Origin of the sequence: Albibacillus kandeliae, assembly GCF_003116585.1 — a bacterium.
GTDB classification, from domain to species: domain Bacteria; phylum Pseudomonadota; class Alphaproteobacteria; order Rhodobacterales; family Rhodobacteraceae; genus Albibacillus; species Albibacillus kandeliae.
On record NZ_QEHM01000001.1, the window covers coordinates 195,903 to 213,173 of the forward strand.

The following is a 17,271-nucleotide window of genomic DNA, read 5'->3' on the forward strand; positions in this document are numbered from 1 at the left end:
GGAGGAAACATGACAGCCATTACCGGGAAACTGGGCGTGACCAAGCGTCCGGGAGAGCTGGGCATCCACTCGATGGATACCTTTCACATGGTGGTGCCCGATCTTGCGGTCGCACAGGACTTCTACACGGCCTTCGGGCTGGACGTGCGCGAGGAGGGCGACGGGCTGGGGCTCTATACCTACGGCTCGCCGCATCGCTGGGCGTCGCTTGGCGAGGGGGCGCGGAAGAAGCTAAGCAACCTCTCGTTCGGCGTGTTCGAAGAGGATTTCGAAGCCATTCGCAAGCGTATCGAGGCGGAGGGCGTCAAACTCCTGGACGCGCCACGCGGCTTTGACAGCAACGGCATCTGGTTCATGGACCCCTTCGGCGTCCTGATCGAGGTGAAGGTGGCGGAGAAATCCTCACCCGCCAGCAAGTGCGCCTTCGAGGTCAAGTCGTGCCCGGGGGGCCAGATGGGATCCATGCAGCGCTCGAAAGCGCCACAGGTGCGTCCCACGCGGCTGGCCCACGTGCTGATCTTCACGCCGGACGTGGTGGGCAGCATCCGCTTCTACAGCCGGGTCCTCGGGCTGCGCCTGTCGGACCAGTCGGGCGAGGGCATATGCTTCATGCACGGCATCCATGGCTCGGACCATCACCTGCTCGCCTTTGCCAAGTCCTCCGCGCCCGGCCTGCATCATTGCAGCTGGGACGTGGGCGGCATCAACGAGATCGGCATGGGGGCGGCGCAGATGGCCGGAAAGGGGTTCACCAAGGGCTGGGGCCTCGGGCGGCACGTGCTCGGGTCGAACTACTTCCACTACGTCAAGGACCCATGGGGCAGCTATTCGGAATACTCCGCGGACATCGACTATATCCCGGTCGATCATGACTGGGACGCGGGGGACTATCCGCCGGAGGACTCGATCTACCTCTGGGGGCCGGAGCTGCCCAAGGACTTCGTGGTGAACTACGAGGCTGCCGACTGAGATAGCCTGAACGTCCGGGGCGGGTTGGCCAGAACCCGAAACCGGACCAAAGGGTTGCACGCTGCCGCCATCGGTTCGCCCGGTGGCGGTGGTTTTTTGCCGTCATGGGGGTGGGCTTCATTGGGACTGTTGTCTTGTTCGACGGTAACGCGGCGCTAGGATGGCGGAAAACGCAGGCTGCCCATACATGAAACTTGCCCATATCAGCATTACGGCCCGCGACGCCGACAGGCTCTCGACCTTCTACCGGTGCGTCCTGGGGTGTGAGGTGAGGCGACCGCCAAGGGTCCTGTCCGGGCCAGCGGTATCGCGCGGCAACGGGTTGCCGGGCTGCGAGATCTATTCGATCTGGCTGACGCTGCCCGGCACGGACACGCCTTTTCTCGAACTGCTGCAATACAAAGGCGACCGAGGGCGAGACCTGCCGGAGGTGGACGCGCCGGGATATGGCCACCTGTCCTTCGTTACGGATAGCATCGAAGACACGATCCGGGCGGTGCTCGAGTACGGCGGCGCCATGGTCGGCGAGGTCACCAATTTCGGCAGCGCCGAGCGACCGTACCTGATTGTCTATGTGCGCGACTGCGAAGGCAACGTGCTGGAACTGGAACAGGCCCCGACCTGACAGTCCGGGCCTAATTTCATGTCTTTCGCCTGTAGGGGCCTTCAGGCAACCGCTTCGGCGGCAACCTCAAGAGCGGCACTGGCTCCTGTCACGCGGTCGAGCAGCCCTGAAGTCATCTCCGCCGTCAGCTCGTTGCCGCGCCAGGCGACTACCTGGTCCGGCCGGATCAGGGCATAGGACGCCTGGTAAAGGTCTGCCGCGACGGCGTTACCGGTCAGATCGAGGTGCGTCACGGGCAGTCCGCGACGTTCGGCCTCCTGCAACACCAGCTCCGCGCCGGTCGTCTCGGTGCCGAGGCTCAGCACCGTCCATTCGAAGCCGAAGGCGTCGAACAGGGACGTGCCATCCTCCAGCCAAAAATGCGGCGCGCGTCCTCCGGGCTTGGCGCTCGGGGCGTAGACCGAGGGCGCGTCGGGGGGCATGAGCGAACTCTCGTCGCAGATGACAGGCGAGCCGTCGTATCGCGCGCCGAGCGTGAAGCCCGGAATGGTGAACTCGTTGCGCGCGTGCTCGGCGAGATAGGCACCTGCGCGTTTGCGGGCCAATTCCCCGGCGGCGCTGTCGTCCTCGATGGCGGGCGAGGGCGCGTAAAGGCCCACGGAGTCGGCAAACCCAAGGGCGAAGCGAGTGTTGCGCAGGGCGACGGGCCGGCGCTCGGCCTCGTAGCTTTCCAGCAGTTCCGGCGCGGCTTGCCCCCGGAGCACGGCGGCCAGCTTCCAACCGGCGTTCACCGCGTCCTCGATGGCGGTATTATAGCCCATCCCGCCGGTAGGGGTGAACACGTGGACCGCGTCGCCGCCGATCAGGACGCGACCGGACTGGAAACTGTCGGCGACCAGCGCGCGGCCTGCGACCCACTGTGCCGTGCCGACCACGTGGCAGGGCATGTCCCTGCCAAGCGCCTCGCGGACCAGCCGGGCGGCGTCGTCATGGGTCATCTCGTCGCCATTCTCACCCGCGCGCAGCTGGGTGCCGAAGGCGAACCGCTGCTTGCCGTCGACGGCGGCGAGAATGCCGCGCCGGCGGCTGTTGAAACACCAGTACATCCACGCGCGGTCATGCGGGATCTCGTCATAGAAGGTCGGCAGGTCGACATAGACCGAGAGCATGCGGCCGCCCATGAAATCGCGGGTGGCGGCATCGCCGCCGTTGTAGCGGATGCCAAGCTGGCGGCGCACCATGCCCTGCGTTCCGTCTGCGCCGAACAGGTAGCGGGAGCGGATCAGCCGGGTCTCGCCGGTGGTCGTATGGGTCAGCGTTGTTTCGATGCCCTCGGGCGTCTCGGTAAAGGAAACGGCCAGGCAGTTGAATTCGACCGAGATCGAGTCGAGGTCCTGCGCCTTGCGCAGCAGCGTCTGCTCGATCAAGCTCTGGGGGATGCGATGGGGAAGTTCGGCGGCGTTCCAGATATGGGCGTTCTCGCGCACGAAGGTGTCGGCCTGTCCCGAGGGCGGCATCCGGTGCCGGCCAAGCTCGTACCCCGCGTAGGTTGTGAAATAAGCAACGTCGGTGGGATAATCCGACGGCAGCCCAAGCTGGCGAATTTCGTGGGCAAAGCCAAGGCGCCGGTAGTGTTCCATCGTCCGTGCCTGCGTCGCGTTGGCCTGCGGCGCGGTGGCGACGGTCGCCTCGCGGTCGGCCACGATGGCACGGATGCCGCGCTGGCCCAGTTCGTTCGCCAGCATGAGGCCGCAGGGCCCCGCACCGATCACAAGAACCTCGGTTTCAATCTGCTGCATCGTCATCCTCCCTGTCTTCAGCGGGAAGTATGAGGACGCGGCAGTGCCAACGTCAGATTGCAATATTGTTCCTGTGATATCGGAAAGCTATCACAGCGCCTGCATCTGCAGGCTGGAACGCTGCACGAGGTGAGCGAAGTATTCGCCGGCCGGAGTCAGGCCGAGTCCGGCCCGGTGCACCATCATGATGGGCGGGGCGCGGAAGTCCTCGTCGAGGTCGATTTCCTCGAGCCAAGGCTTGAGAAGGGGGGAATTGACCCATTGCACCGGCATCATGGCCAGCATGTCGGTGTTCAGCATCAGGGTCAGGATCGAGAGGGCGGACTGGGCTTGCCCGCCAAGTCTCGGGTTGGGCAGACCGCGCTTGCGAAAGACCGCGTGCAACTCGTCTTCGGCCTCGCGGGTGATGCTGGTGGTGAGCCAGAGCGCATCGCTGAGATCCGCCAGCGAGGTCGCCTTGACCAACGGGTGCCCCTTGCGCGCGACCACGACGCGCTTGTTCTCGAACAGGGGAGTGTACTGCAGGTCGCCGGACTGGGTGCCGTCGGGCACCGGTCCCACGAAGAGGTCGATCATGCCCTGCCGCAGGTCCTTGTCCAACGTGGGCAGGAAGCCTTCGATGATGCGCAGGCGTACGCGGGGATAGCGTTTGTTGAACGGGGGCAGCACCGATCCGGCGATGCCGAGATGCGCCACCACGGAGAGGCCGATGACAAGCGAGCCCTCGGCGTCCTGCTGTTGTTGCTGAACGGATTCCTGGGCGCGGCGGATTTCCTCGAGGATGGCGCGCGCGCGGGTCAGGAACTCTTCTCCGATGGGCGTGAGACGGACGCCCCGCGCCTCGCGCACGAAGAGCTGGGTTCCGAGCGAATGCTCCAGTTCCTGAATGCTGCGGGTAATGGCGGGCTGCGCCAGCGACAGGGTCCGGGCCGCGCCGCGCAGGCTGCCGACCTCGGCCACGGCGACGAAGTCGCGCAACTGGTTGAACTTCATGGGCGGGCCAGCGCGTGCCGCCGGGCAGGCAGGTCAATGGATGGCATGATGGGTCTCCTCCCGAACATCTCGCTCAGGATGGGTGAGGAACACGGTGATCGCAATATGCTATCGGACAGAATTTATTGGCATCTAACCCGAGGCAGTCGCGCGGGTAATGTCCCCGATCAGGGAGAAACACCCGCAGGTCCGGCGCTTGTTCGTGACAGCGGGGCGATGCCCGGGAGAGCCCGGGCACGCATTCAAAGGGAGGACACCATGAAACTCGGACTCGCGTTCGCAGCCAGCGCGCTCGTCGCCTCGACAGCCGCATTTGTTCCCGTCGCCGGATTTGCGGCGGACTACGTCATGAAGATTTCGTCACCGGCGCCGCTGACCGAGGTCGATCCGCTGTCGGCATGGATGACGGCCTTCGAGGCCGGGGTCGAGGAAGCTTCTGGCGGGCGCATCGACGTGCAGCTTTACCCGTCTTCTCAGTTGGGGCCGATCCCGGCGACGGTGGAAGGCGTGGTGATGGGCACCATCGAGATGGCCATGCCCGCCATCGGTTTCCTCACCGGGATCGACCCACGGTTCCAGGTGCTCGACGCGGTAGGGCTCTTCGATGACGAGCACCACGCGCTGAAGACCCTGACCGACCCGAAGGTGCGGACGCTCCTGTCCGAATTCGGGGCGGACGCCGGGGTCGAACCGCTGTTCGTGCTGACCAGCGGACAGGCCAATATCGTATCGCGCAAGAAGATCGCGACGCCGGCGGACCTGCAGGGCCTCAAGATGCGGACTGGCGGGGCGACCTCGCTGGTGAACGAGCCGCTCGAGGCCTTCGGGGTCTCGCCCGTGGCGCTGCCGCTGGGAGACGTGCTGCCCGGTATCCAGACCGGCACCATCGACGCGGCCACCATCAACATGCCGGTCTCGGTCGGGTTCAAGTTCGCCGACGTCGCCAGCGAGTCGGTCTACGTGCCCGGCAAGTTCGGGATCATCGGCGGCATCGTGTCCAAGCAGTTCCTCGCGACGGTCGGCCCCGAGCTCGAGGCGGTGATCCGCGAACAGGCAGTCAAGGCAAACGATGCCTACGAGGCCAAGCTCGACAGCGGCCCCAAGGCGCTGGAGGGCGCGTGGGTCAAGATGGGCGGCACCCTGAACGAGATGAGCGCGGCCGATACCGAGTCCTTCCGGGGCGGGATGGTCAAGGTGGTCGAGGAGGTCGTGGCGAAGGATGCCCAGATGCAGGCTGACTACGACGTCCTGAAGGCCGCAGCGGGCGAGCACTGAGAACGGAGCAGGCGGGCGCAGGCCCGCCGATAAGGGGAGGGGTGCAGATGTGTGGCAAGGTCGACCGTTTCGCACAGGGCGTGCTGGTGCTTCTGGGGCTGATGCTGCTGGCGATGGTGGCGCTGAGCGTCTGGAACGTGGTCTCGCGCTACGTGTTCAGCACGTCGCTGCTGTGGGCTGACGAAATCGCAGTGTTCGGCATGATTGTCATGGGATGGCTGGGGGCCATCGTGGTGGCGTGGCGCCGGATGGACATCCGGATGAGCGTGGTCTCCGACCTGCTGCCCGAGGGGGCGCAGCGCTGGGTGATGGTGGCGCAGCAACTGACCACCGTCATCCTCTGCGGCTGGGTCGCCTGGCTCTCTTGGGGCTATGTCGCGCGGCTTCTCAAGTTCGGCATGACGAGCGACGGGGCCCGCATCCCGATCTGGACGGTCCATATCTGCATCACGGTCAGCCTCGCCTTCATGAGCCTCATTGCGCTGGTACGTCTGGTGCAGACCCTGCGGGCCTTCCGGCTCTCCCCCCGTAGACACGGCGCGCGTGGCGCCAAACCGGAGGTCGTGAAATGATCTTTGCCCTCGGTGCCCTGCCGCTCGGCCTGCTGGTCTTCGGCTTTCCGATCTTCATCGTCCTTCTGCTGGCCTCGACCGTGGCGCTGGGCGGTTTCATGTCCATGCCGATGACGGCGATCCATCAGAACCTGTTCGGATCGCTCAACGTGAACGGCCTGCTGGCGGTGCCCTTCTTCATTCTTGCGGGCGAGCTGATGTCGCGCGGCACGGTGTCGTTCCGGCTGGTCCAGTTCGTCCGCTCGCTGGTGGGTGGCCTTCCCGGGGCGCTGGGCGTGACGACCGTTGGCACGGCCACGGTGTTTGGCGCCATCTCGGGCTCCAGCGCGGCAGCAGTTGCCTCGGTCGGCAAGGTGATGCACCCGGCGATGACGGAGGACCGCTATCCCGCCACCTTCTCGGCGGGCATGGTGACCTCGGTCAGCGCGATCGGCATCATCATCCCGCCCTCGATCCCGATGATCGTCTATGGCGCCTCGTCCGAAACCTCGATCCCGCGCCTTTATGCCGCTGGTGTTCTGCCCGGCCTGCTGCTGGCGCTCGCCCTTGCGGTCTACATCATGGCACGCGCAGGCATGGACGGGTTCGGCAGCCGCCAACGGCCCGACCTCGCCACCATCCTCAGCGCTACGGGGCGGGCCGTCTGGGCGCTCGGGGCGCCGGTGATCGTGCTGGGCGGCATCTATGGCGGGGTCTTTTCGCCCACCGAGGCGGCGGCGGTGGCCTGCGCCTATTCCATCCTCGTGACCCGCTTCGTCTTTGCCGAACTGAGCTGGGCCGACATTCTCGACTGCGCGGTGCAGACCGTGCTCTTTACCTCGCAGATCCTCGTGATCGTCGCGGCGGCAGGGCTCTTTGCCTGGCTGCTGACGGTGAACCAGGTGCCGCAGACCATCGTGGCCTGGATCTCGGGCATGGAGATCAGCGCCTGGCAGTTCCTGATCGTGATCAACCTGCTGCTGCTGGTCTGGGGCTGTTTCATGGACCCGCTCTCGGCGATCCTGCTGCTGACGCCGGTGCTGGTTCCGGTCGTGGATGCGCTGGACATCGACAAGGTGCACTTCGGGATCATCATGACGCTGAACCTTGCCATCGGCCTGTTCACGCCGCCCTTCGGCATCAACATCTTCGTGGCGCAGTCGGTGCTGGGGATGAAGACGACCGACATCTATCGCGGGGTCTTTCCCTTCTTCGCGGTGTTCCTGCTGGTGCTGGTCCTCGTGACCTTCGTGCCGGCGGTGGCGCTGACCAGCATGGACCTGTTCATGTTCGACTAGGCCGTGCCTCTGGGCGGAACGCAGGAAAGACCACGACAAACACCGGGGAGGAGGACCCGCAATGACAACCGACACGCTGCTGGCGACGCCGACATACGAGCAGGACTTCTGGTCTGACGAGGTGGTTCTGAACCCCTATCCGACCTACCGGACGCTACGCGACCTCGGCCCCGCTGTCTGGCTCTCGCGGCATGAGGCCTGGGCCATCACCCGCCACGCCGAGGTGCGGGCCGCGCTGGCCAACCCGGAGGTCTTCTCCTCCGCGCGCGGCTGCATGATGAACGATCCGATGAATACCGCCTTTGTCGGCAACATCCTCTGCACCGACGATCCCGAGCACCAGCAGATGCGCAAGACCTTTGCCCGGCCTTTGATGCCCGCTGCAGTCGGCGTGCTGAAGGCGCGCATGGAAGAGCTGGCGTCGGAGCAGGTTGACCGGCTGATGGAGCAGGAGAGCTTTGATGCGGTGGTGGACATCGGGCACCACCTGCCGATCAACGTGGTGAGCGAGCTCGTGGGCCTGCCGGAGGACGGGCGGCGCCACATGCTCGACTGGGCCGCCGGGTCCTTCGACGCCTTCGGCCCGCTCAGCAGCCCGCGCACCATCACCGGGCTGGAAGTTGCGCAGGAGGCGGCGCGCTATACCCGCGGGATCGACCCGGCGCGGCTGGCGCCCAAGAGCTGGGGCACCGCGCTGTTTCAGGCGGCAGAGCGGGGCGATATCGCCGAGGCGCAGGCGCGTTCGATGATGATGGGCTACGTCGCGCCTGCGCTCGATACCACCATCAACGCGACCTCCTCGGCGATCTGGCTCTTTGCCCGCAACCCCGACCAATGGGCCCGGCTGCGGGCGGATCGTGACCTGATGCCCGGCGCGATCAACGAGGTGATCCGGATGGAATCCCCGATCCGCGCCTTCTCGCGCTATGTGACGCGCGACCACGAGGTAGGGGGTGTGGTTCTGAGGCAGGGCGCCCGGGCGCTGATGCTCTATGCCTGCGCCAACCGGGACGAGCGGAACTATCCCGACCCCGACCGATTTGACATCACCCGGCGCGCGCGGGATCACATCGGGTTCGGCTATGGCACCCATACCTGCGCCGGGATGCACCTGGCCAAGCTGGAGATGACCGTGATCCTGAACGCCCTGGCCGACCGGGTGGCCGCCTTCGAGATCGTCGAGGAGGAGCGCCGCCCGCACAACACCCTGCGCGGGCTGCACCGCCTGATCGTGCGGGCGACGCCGGACTGACGCAGCGCTCAATGCCGGAACACCACGGTCCGGGAGCCGTTCATCAGCACCCGGTCCTCCAGGTGGTTCGAGACGGCGCGCGCCAGCACCCGACGCTCGATGTCGCGGCCCTTGCGGATCAGGTCCTCCGGCGTGTCGGCGTGGTGGATGCGCTCCACGTCCTGCGAGATGATCGGCCCCTCGTCGAGGTCGCCGGTCACATAGTGGGCGGTGGCACCGATCATCTTCACGCCACGCGCATGGGCCTGATGGTAGGGTTTCGCGCCCTTGAAGCCGGGCAGAAAGCTGTGGTGGATGTTGATGCAGCGCCCCGACAGGTAAGCCGAGAAGTCGTCCGACAGGATCTGCATGTAGCGCGCCAGCACGATCAGTTCGGCCCTGGTTTCCTCGATGAGCGACTTGATCCCGGCCTCCTGCACGGCCTTGGTGTCGCGGGTGACGGGCAGGTGGTGGAACGGGGCGCCCATGTCCTCCGGCAGACCGGCAGCCTCGCGGCTATGGTTCGAGGCGATGGCGACCACCTCCATGTTCAGCTCGCCGATGCGGGCGCGATAGAGCAGGTCGGCGAGACAGTGATCGAACTTCGAAACGAGGATCAGCACGCGCCGCCGCTCGCGCGCGGGGCGGAGGGTCCAGGTCATGCCGAAACGGGTGGCGGTCGCTGCGAGCTCCGGGCGGAGTGCTTCGACGTCGCCGTCACAGTCGAACTCGACCCGCATGAAGAACTTGCCCGAGGTTGCGTCGTCGAACTGCTGGGCGTCTGTGATGTTGCACGCCTGAGCGGCAAGCGTTCCGGCGACGGCGGCAACGATGCCGATCCCGCTGGGACAGGCGAGGGTCAGGACATGGCGGGTCATTTCTACAATCCTTTCAGGTGGGGGCGCTGGTGGTGGGCGAGCCAGTCGGCGCTGGCAGAGATGCCGCCAAGCGGAAACAGATGGGCCTGCGCGAGGTTGGGCAGGTCCGCTGCCGCCTCGGCGAGCGACTGGGCGAGCTCGGTGGGCGCGTAGGGCAGCAGCAGCTGGCCCACGTCCATCGCACGTTTGCGCAGGACCGAGAGCGAGGGGCCGACGCCGCAGGCAACCGCGTACTTGATCAGCGTCTGGAGGCGGGCAGGCCCGGCGAGGCCGACATGGATCGGCAGGGTGACACCTGCCGCAGAAAGTCGCCGCGCCCAGCCGATGACCGGCGCGGCGTCAAAGACGAACTGGGTGACGATGGCCATCTCCGCATCGCTGCGGTCGGCCAGAGCCTGCTTCCAAGCAAGCGCCTTCATCGCCTCGCGCTCGCCACCGTCGGTATCGATGTCCCGGTTGCCCTCCGGGTGCCCCGCCACGTGCAGGCGGCGGAACCCGAAGCGGTCGAACAGGCCGGTGCCGAGCAGGTCCATCGAACTCTCGAACGGCCCGAGCGGCGTGGTCAGACCACCGGCGAGCACCAGTGCCTGCGTGACGCCCGCCTCCTCGGCGTAGACGCGGACCCAACATTCGAAGGTCGCGCGGTCGGGGATCATCCGTGCCGGGATGTGGGGCATCGGTTCGTACCCCGCGTCCCGCAGACGGCGTGCGGTGGCGACCATCTCGCCGATGGCGGTGCCGTCGATATGGGCGATGTAAACGCGGGTGCCTCGCGGGAAGAGGTCGTCGACCTCCGGCAGCTTTGCGAGGGTCCGGGGCATCACCTCGGCCGAGCAGCCCTCGAGGAATGTCGAAAGGGTGCAGGAAGCCGCCCGGCGGGGCGCCGGTTTTCGTCTCATGAAGTTCAGCATGGGTCTGGTCCTGGCCTGTTCGGGCCGTCCGTTTAGGTGAAGGTCATGCCAAGCAGGCGCTCGGCGTTGCCCTGCATGACCGCGTGGCGCTGGCTGTCACTGAGGGGATAGCGTGCCAGTGCCTCGATCGAGGCGTCGATCGGGCCGAAGGGGGCGTCGGAGGCAAAGACGATCTGCTCGGCCCCGAAGAAGTCGAACCCGGAGGGAAAGCCGGAGGTGCCGCCGAACATGGCCGTGTCGGCATGCAGCATCCGGAAATACTCCAGATGAGGCCGCTTGAGCGTGGCGATCATGCCCGAATAGTCCTCGTCCGCCGTGCGCGAGCCGAGGTAGGCCATGCCGGGGCCGACGCGCCCGTCGAAGAAAGGGATCATGCCGCCAAGGTGGTGGGTGATCAGCTTGAGGCGGGGATGGCGGTCGAGCAGCCCCGAGAGGATCAGCCGCGATACCGCGACCGAGGTCTCGTAGGGCCAGCCGAAACACCACCACATCTCGAAGCGGGATTTCGCCTCGCCCGCGTAATCGGTCATTGCGGCGGTGCGGGCAGGGTGCAGCCAGATCGGCAGGTCATGCCGCGCCATGGCGGCAAAGACGGGCTCGAACTCGGGCAGGTCCAGCGGACGGCCCGCGACGTTGGTATAGATCTGGATGCCCCGCGCGCCGAGGTCATTCACGGCCCGGTCGATCTCGGCCACCGCGCTCTCGACGTCGTTGAGGGCAATGGTGGCGACGAAGGCCGGGAAACGGTCCGGATGGGCGCGGCAAATCTCGGCCATCTCGTCGTTGGCGAGCCGGGCGAGGCGGGCGGCGACCTCCGGTGTTGCCACCTCTTCCAGCACTGGGTGCGGCAGGGCGATGATCTGGCGATAGTCGCCGTGGCGGTCCATTTCTCGGAACCGGGCGTCGAGGTCGCTGACCTCCGGCACCTGGTTCATCCGGGCCGTCAGGCTTCCAAGGCCCGCCGAGGAGGCGACGAGATCCGCAAGGTACCGCTTGGGGAACAGGTGGGTGTAGATGTCGATGATCATGTGCGGAGTTCTTTCTGCGCAAGCGTTTCGGCCGTATGGACCCGCCGCTGCGTGAGGTCGAAGGCCAACAGTGCGCCGCCGACGGCGAGGCCGACGAGGTTGAGGAGGTGGCTGCCGCCGAAGAGGTTGACCGGGATCAGCAGGCAGGCCCCGGCGATCACGAAGCCGATGCGCTGGGCCGCCCCGATGCGCCGCACCGAGTAGCCGGTGAACCCGGCGGCGATCAGCCAGACTGCAGCGAGGGCGGTCGCGACGTCGATCACGGTTTCCACCGGCCCACCGCGTAGCAGCATCGAGTCCGAGAAGATGAAGAGAAAGGGGATCACGAAGGCCGACCAGCCGAAACGCACGGCGGCGAACCCTGTCTGCATCGCGCGCGACCCGCTGATCGAGGCGGCGGCAAAGGCGCCGATGGCGACCGGCGGGGTGATCATCGACAGCATCCCGTAGTAGAAGATGAAGAGATGCGCAGCGAGCGGGTCGATCCCGATCTGGATCAGCGCCGGGGCGACGAGGGTGGCCAGCAGGATGTAGACGCCAACGGTGGGCATCCCCATGCCGAGCACGATGCTGACCCCTCCGGTCAGCAGCAGCAGGCCGATGACGCTGCCCCCGGCCAGGGCGACCAGCGAGAGGGCGAGGGAGAAGCTGAGCCCGGTGATGTTGAGCACGCCGATCACGATCCCGGCCAGCGGGGCGATCATGAAGATGTCGAGCACGCCGAGCCCGGTGGTGCGGAAGACGTCGATCAGGCTGCGGCGGTTGAGGCGCTGGCCGCGATAGCCGAGGACCATGCCGCTGACGAGGACGGCGACAAGTGCGTAGAGGGCGGCGAGGTCCAGCGAGAAGTTCAGCCAGAAGATCCCGGCGATCAGGATGGCAAAGGGGATGGGGATGAACCAGCCCGCCTTCAGCACGTCGAGGGTGCGGGGAATGTCGCTCTCGGGCACCCGCTGGATGCCGTGGCGCGCGGCTTCGAGGTCAATCTGGATGAAGAGGGCGGCAAAGTAGATGACGGCGGGGATCAGCGCGGCGACGGCGATGGTGGCGTAGGGCACCTGCAGGAACTCGGCCATCAGGAAGGCCGCGACACCCATTACCGGCGGCATCAGTTGGCCCCCGGTCGAGGCGACGGCCTCGACAGCGGCGGCGACGTGGGGGCGATAACCCGCGCGTTTCATCATCGGGATGGTAACAACGCCGGTCGAGACCACGTTGGCGACGACGCTGCCCGAAATGGTGCCGAAGAGGGCCGAGGCGATGATCGCGATCTTGGCTTGCCCGCCACGGTAGCGGCCCATGAGCGCCATGGCGATATCGGTGAAGAAGCCCGAACCGCCCGAGAGGAACAGGCCCTGCCCGAAGAGGACGAAGGCGACCACCACCGTCACGACGATCATGGTGGGGGTGCCGAGGATCGCGCTGGTGTTCCAGGTCAGGTAGTAGGCGAGGCTGTTGACCGAGACCTTGCGGCCCATGAGGTCGCCCGGCAGCAGGTAGGCGGTGAGGCCCAGCAGCAGGAAGGCGGCGGCAACAAGCATGATCGGCAGCCCGGCCGTGCGCCGTGCGCCCTCCAGCAGCAGCGGCACCAGGATGAAACCCGCGACGAGGCTTGCGGGGGTCTTGAGGGCGGCGGTGGAGAACTCGGGGAAGCGCAGGGCGACGAAGAGGCAAGTGGCAAGCCCGAGGGCGGCGAAGACCATGTCGTACCACGGGATCGGCCCGTTGCGCTCGCGGCCTGCGCTTGCGGGGGTGTGAAGGAACACCAGCGCAGTGGCGAGGCCCAGCATCACCGCGCCGAACTGCTCGGGGTAGATGAGGACGCCCACGCGGCGCAGCAGGTCGAAGGCCCAGATGATGGTGCCGAGGGGCAGGGAGATGGCGAGGCAGGAGATCAGCGCGGAGAGAACCGCGGGCCTGCGATAGACGGGGGAGCTGTCGGGCGTTTCCATGGGTATGGGTCTCCGCGCACAAGTGTCGGGGGAACCGGCCGCCGCTATGGGGCGGTATGCGGTAGCTTGGTCTGGCCCGCGTGGCGCGGGCCAGTGCCGGTGGTCGTCAGCCCTGGGGCGCGGTCATGCCGAGGGACTGGTAGGCCGAGATCGCGCCCGGATGGTAGGACACGCCCGGGATCTCGGGGGCCATGTGGGCCGGATCGAACCGCGCCATCGCCTTGTAGGTCTCTGCCAGCATGTCCTTGTTGTCATGCACCGCCGTGGTGATCTTGGCGATGGTCTCGTCCGGGACGCTGTCGGCGCAGAACATGATGATGTCGAAGGTGATGACATTCGTGGGCGCGACGATCTGCGGTGCGCGCTCGCTCGGTTCGACCTGCGAGAAGTAGGCGCCCGGCAGGCTGTCGTTCAGAAGTGCGCGGTTGGCCTCGGTGTCCTCGGTCTGCAGTGCCTTCAGCCCGCCGACAGAGCTGTCGACTTCTAGCACCTTGGCGGTGCCAATGGAAAAGGCGAAGGTGTCGTTGCGCCCGGTCGAGAAGTCCTCTGCCGCCTGCACGATGCTTTGCGCCGGGATCGAGGTCACGTCGTCACGGGTGAGGCCGCCGAGTTTCAGGAAGGTCTCGTAGACCGCCCCGATGGCCAGTTGGGCATTCAGCTCGCTTGGTACGCGCTTGCCCCTGAGGTCTGCGACCGAGTTGATGTCGGAATCCTTGCGCACGTACATGGCCAGCTGCGAGGGCAGGACCGCTGCGACCATGCGCAGGCCGGGGTGGGCGCCATCCTTGGCGTAATAGGTCGAGCCGTTGACGTAGTAGGCAAGGTCATAGGCGATGTTGATGCCACACTCCGCCTCGCCACCCGCGACCGCCGGCATGGGCGAGCCACCAGCGGGCACCACGACCATGCGCAGGTCGGTGGTTTCGGTCACTGCCTTGGCGATGGCGGTGCCGACCGAATGCGCCAGCCCGCCGGGGTTGGTGGTCGACAAGGTCAGTACCTGGGCCTGTGCCGCGGTTGCGCCAAGCGCCAATGTGGCGGCCAAGGCGGCTTTGGTTATCCTTTTCATTTGGGTCTCCTCCCTGAGTCAAAATTAGGATGTCTGCGGGTATGACGCGACCGCTATTTCCGGCCGCGTCCACGGGGCAGATCAGGCCGCGGTGCGGCCGATCCCCGATTTCTTCATCTGCTGGACCGCGATGGCATAGGGCGCCGGGGCCACTGTCGCGCGGACCTCGATCTGGCGGTGCCGTTCCACCTGCGGCTTCGCGGTGCCGCCGTCAGGTTCGCCCCAGACGATGGTGACCTGTGTTCCCGGTTCCGCATGGCTCTCATCGACCACGGCGATGGAAAGTTGCTCGGCCTCGTTGCCGCTGTAGCCGCAGAAGCCGGACATGCCGATCCTGCGGCCCGCGCCGTCAAGGACCACGTCGGCCTGCGGGAAGCCATAGGAGGCCACTGGCATCTCGAGGTACTTGCAGGGGGTGCCGGGCTGGTAGAGCGAGGTCTGGATCGCGGCGACATCTGCCTTGTTCCAGACCAGCGTCACCTTGTGCCGCTTAGGCGCCTTCTCCATCGCTTCAAGAGCCGCACGCCCGACGAAGTCATGGTCAAAGCGGATCAGCCGCCCGAGGCCCATGTCGTAGGGGGTGAGGTAATAGTCCTCGATGGAGGTACCGACGTAACTGCCGCTCAGCTGGGCCTGTCCGGCCCAGGAGGTTGCGGGCAGCCATTCGCGGAACCCGCGGAGGTCCGGCGAGGTGTAGACCGCGGAGACCGGGTAGGCGAGCCAGCCGCCCTCGCTCGGGGTGCTGAAGTAGGCGAGCCTGCCCGCCTGTTTCAGACCGTGGGCGCGGCCCGCCTCCAGCAGCGCGGCGCGTACTTTGGCGCCATCGGCGTAGGGGCCGGAGAGTTCCACTCCCTTGTGACCTGCCATCCCGTGGCGCAGCGCCATGACTTCGCAGCCCGCGATGCGAACCTTTGCGGTGTTGAAGAACTTGATGTCCGGCGCGGTCCCCTCGACCACAGATTGAAAGATCGTCTCGGCGTTCGGCCCGTCCATGCCGAAGCGGAAGAAGGTGCGCCCCTCGGAATTGGCCGAGGTCTGGTAGTCGCGGGTGACCGTCACGTCGTATCCGCCGGTGACCGCGTTGTAGTGGACCCAGTCCTGGAGGTGCATTCCCGACACGAGTTCGAAGCTGTCTTCGGCGAGGTACTGCAGGACGGATTCGCCGATGACCTGGCCCTGCGGGTTGCAGGCGATGTACTGCTTGGCCTTGCCGGGACCGAAGTTCGAGAACCCGTTGATCCCGAGTTTCATCAGGAGCTTCAGCGCATCCGGCCCCTTGAGGAAGAGCTCCGGCATGTGGTGCGACTGGTCGAACAGAACCGCCGTCTCGCGCCATGCCCGCTGCTCGTCGCGCCAGTTGGTGAACTCGGCGGGCACCGGCGAGGGGCCGGGGCGGTTGCGGCTGTGCGGGGCCTGCGTCTCGTTGCGGAAATAGCTCACCAGATCCGGCTGCGCGTCGATCAGGTCCTGCAAGGATGCGGTACTGTCCAGCATCATCGGTCTCTCTCCCTTCTGTCGGCCCCGACGCTGATCTGTCGCGTGGCGGGCCGTTCTCCTCAGTCTGTGCCGATCCTGCAGGACGGGCGCTTGACCGAATAGATGGCATTAAGGAAAGGGTGATACGGTTTGGTTATCGTGCCGAGGGCGATCTCAGGTCTGGTCGGCGTCGAAGTTCAACGCCGCGCGCTTGATCATGTCGGCAAAGTACTCGGCAAGGGGCGTCAGCGGCATGTCCATGCGCCGGACAAGGCAGATCCGCGTGCCCTGCATGGTCTCCTCCAGGTCGAGCACGTCGAACAGCGAGCGGTCGATCGGAGCGCTGAGCATGGTGCGCGGCAGGATCGTCAGCAGGTCGCTGTTGGCGACCGCGACCAGCGTGGTGGTGGCCGAGGTCGTGTTCATCACCACGTTCGGTGTGATCAGGCCCTGCGACAGGAAGGGCTGCGCGATATAGGCCTCGTTCGAGCGTTCCGAGAGGGTGGGGCGGACCCACTCCGCGTCGGTCAGTTCCGAGAGCTTCCGGCACTTGGCCAGCGGGTGACCCCGCCGCGCGATCACCACCCAGCGGTGATCGAAGAGCTTTTCGACGAGGTAGCGGGATTCGTGCGCGACATCGCGAAACGGCCCGACGCAGAAGTCGATCTGGCCCGAGAGGATCTGGGCCTCGACCGCGTGAAAGAAGGCTTCGGTGATCTTGAGGTTCGCCTGCGGATACCGCGCGCGAAAGCTGCGCACGGCGCGCGGCATCAGGGCAAAGGAGGACACGCCGGACATGGCGACCGAGACCTCGCCGGTCATCTGGCCGTTCATCTGGTCGATTTCCTCGCGGGCGCGGCGCAGTTCCGACTGCACGGCGACCGCACGCCTGACAAAGGCGTCTCCCATCGCGGTCAGCCGTACCCCCTGCTGATGCCGTTCGAATAGGGGCACGCCGAGCTCGTGCTCGACCTCCCGGATGCTGCGCGTGATCGAGGGCTGGGCGATGCCGAGATGCCGGGCGGCGGCCCGGAGACTGCCGAACTCGGCGGCAGCGATGACGTCTCTCAGGTGTGTCAGCTTCATTGGGAGGGGGACGCTTCTATGGAGGGTTCGATACACGGGAGATCGGTCGGCTTTGTCACCTGGCCGGCGGCAAGCTGTCCGCTCCGCCAGTAGCGCGGCGCATTGTCCGCGCTGGTCCTGCCCGCGAAAAGTCTCATGCCTCGCTCCCTCAAGGTCGGGACAACTTGGAAGGAGCAGCGCCCAAGGTCAA

The 17,271-nt window shown here is 66.3% G+C and carries 15 protein-coding genes; 6 read left to right on the plus strand and 9 right to left on the minus strand.

Translation table 11 applies throughout. The features are described 5' to 3' along the window. Nucleotides 1-9: 9 nt before the first annotated feature. Both DDT93_RS00905 and DDT93_RS00910 read left to right on the plus strand, forming a co-directional pair. Nucleotides 10-969, plus strand: a complete 960-nt coding sequence (locus DDT93_RS00905) for a VOC family protein (protein WP_109463911.1) — start codon at nucleotides 10-12, stop codon at nucleotides 967-969. A gap of 187 nt (nucleotides 970-1,156) precedes the next feature. Further along, a complete protein-coding gene (locus DDT93_RS00910; RefSeq protein WP_109463912.1) occupies nucleotides 1,157-1,594 on the plus strand; it encodes a VOC family protein in 438 nt (145 codons plus the stop codon). Between the two features lie 41 nt (nucleotides 1,595-1,635). Here DDT93_RS00910 and DDT93_RS00915 read toward each other — a convergent pair whose 3' ends face one another. Together DDT93_RS00915 and DDT93_RS00920 are read right to left on the minus strand one after the other, a co-directional pair. Beyond that, the gene (locus DDT93_RS00915; RefSeq protein ID WP_109464724.1) at nucleotides 1,636-3,333 is read right to left on the minus strand and encodes an FAD-dependent oxidoreductase; all 1,698 of its coding nucleotides are present in this window, start codon (nucleotides 3,331-3,333) and stop codon (nucleotides 1,636-1,638) included. A gap of 90 nt (nucleotides 3,334-3,423) precedes the next feature. Further along, nucleotides 3,424-4,326 carry a LysR substrate-binding domain-containing protein gene (locus tag DDT93_RS00920; protein ID WP_109463913.1) on the minus strand — a complete coding sequence of 301 codons (903 nt, stop codon included), beginning with the start codon at nucleotides 4,324-4,326 and terminating at the stop codon, nucleotides 3,424-3,426. 258 nt (nucleotides 4,327-4,584) lie between these two features. Between DDT93_RS00920 and DDT93_RS00925 the strand changes: the two genes are divergently transcribed. The 4 genes from DDT93_RS00925 (at nucleotide 4,585) to DDT93_RS00940 (ending at nucleotide 8,702) form a co-directional block, all read left to right on the plus strand. Next, nucleotides 4,585-5,601, plus strand: a complete 1,017-nt coding sequence (locus DDT93_RS00925; protein ID WP_157960056.1) for a TRAP transporter substrate-binding protein — start codon at nucleotides 4,585-4,587, stop codon at nucleotides 5,599-5,601. Between the two features lie 47 nt (nucleotides 5,602-5,648). Then, nucleotides 5,649-6,173, plus strand: coding sequence for a TRAP transporter small permease (locus DDT93_RS00930; protein ID WP_109463915.1), 525 nt, complete (start codon nucleotides 5,649-5,651; stop codon nucleotides 6,171-6,173). Beyond that, entirely contained in the window at nucleotides 6,170-7,450 is a 1,281-nt protein-coding gene (locus tag DDT93_RS00935; protein ID WP_109463916.1) for a TRAP transporter large permease, read from the plus strand. The genes DDT93_RS00930 and DDT93_RS00935 overlap by 4 nt, the downstream gene beginning before the upstream one ends. A 61-nt stretch (nucleotides 7,451-7,511) precedes the next feature. Beyond that, a complete protein-coding gene (locus DDT93_RS00940; RefSeq protein WP_109463917.1) occupies nucleotides 7,512-8,702 on the plus strand; it encodes a cytochrome P450 in 1,191 nt (396 codons plus the stop codon). Nucleotides 8,703-8,710: 8 nt separating this feature from the next. Here DDT93_RS00940 and purU read toward each other — a convergent pair whose 3' ends face one another. The 7 genes from purU to DDT93_RS00975 form a co-directional block, all read right to left on the minus strand. Then, nucleotides 8,711-9,559 (minus strand): formyltetrahydrofolate deformylase, encoded by an 849-nt coding sequence (gene purU, locus DDT93_RS00945; protein ID WP_109463918.1) that lies wholly within the window; start codon nucleotides 9,557-9,559, stop codon nucleotides 8,711-8,713. Between the two features lie 2 nt (nucleotides 9,560-9,561). After that, nucleotides 9,562-10,470, minus strand: coding sequence for a methylenetetrahydrofolate reductase (locus DDT93_RS00950; protein WP_232825341.1), 909 nt, complete (start codon nucleotides 10,468-10,470; stop codon nucleotides 9,562-9,564). A 32-nt stretch (nucleotides 10,471-10,502) separates the two neighbouring features. Further along, the gene (locus DDT93_RS00955; protein ID WP_109463919.1) at nucleotides 10,503-11,498 is read right to left on the minus strand and encodes an amidohydrolase family protein; all 996 of its coding nucleotides are present in this window, start codon (nucleotides 11,496-11,498) and stop codon (nucleotides 10,503-10,505) included. After that, a complete protein-coding gene (locus tag DDT93_RS00960; protein WP_109463920.1) occupies nucleotides 11,495-13,450 on the minus strand; it encodes a TRAP transporter permease in 1,956 nt (651 codons plus the stop codon). The genes DDT93_RS00955 and DDT93_RS00960 overlap by 4 nt, the downstream gene beginning before the upstream one ends. A 106-nt stretch (nucleotides 13,451-13,556) precedes the next feature. Further along, nucleotides 13,557-14,519: a TAXI family TRAP transporter solute-binding subunit gene (locus tag DDT93_RS00965; protein WP_109463921.1), complete on the minus strand. Its 963-nt coding sequence runs from the start codon at nucleotides 14,517-14,519 to the stop codon at nucleotides 13,557-13,559. An 81-nt stretch (nucleotides 14,520-14,600) separates the two neighbouring features. Continuing rightward, on the minus strand, nucleotides 14,601-16,013 hold the full coding sequence (locus DDT93_RS00970; protein WP_198654750.1) for an aminomethyltransferase family protein: 1,413 nt from the start codon (nucleotides 16,011-16,013) through the stop codon (nucleotides 14,601-14,603). 156 nt (nucleotides 16,014-16,169) lie between these two features. Beyond that, on the minus strand, nucleotides 16,170-17,081 hold the full coding sequence (locus DDT93_RS00975; RefSeq protein WP_109463923.1) for a LysR substrate-binding domain-containing protein: 912 nt from the start codon (nucleotides 17,079-17,081) through the stop codon (nucleotides 16,170-16,172). Nucleotides 17,082-17,271 lie beyond the last annotated feature (190 nt).